Below are 290 nucleotides of genomic sequence, written 5' to 3' on the forward strand. Positions count from 1 at the left end.
TCAGGATTGGAATGCCGGGGCGATTATTCGTTTAGGCGTCACCGATCAGCAAGGAAAAGTGTGCCTGAGCGGTTTTCCCTCTGGGGGCAATATTTTTATCCATGAGCTGGTATCCAAGAGCGATTATGAGGCCGGGGTGCGCGCCTCACAGATGGATGTCTATGGCATCGGGGGCGATTTTTGGTATAGCGCCCAGTTCCCGGATGTGCACCAGATCAGTGCCGCGGAACTTCAACTCCTGTTAAATGAACCCAAGTTCAGCCCGGCAGCTCGCCAGTTGATCGAACAGT

1 protein-coding gene is annotated in these 290 nt (G+C 53.8%); it reads left to right on the forward strand.

The genetic code is table 11. From position 1 onward, the window contains the following. Nucleotides 1-290: hypothetical protein (locus AC2A1E_RS24490; RefSeq protein ID WP_484385922.1), on the forward strand; the 290-nt coding region annotated here is incomplete at both ends.

Source organism: Serratia sp. HNCC26DJ206, assembly GCF_057180605.1.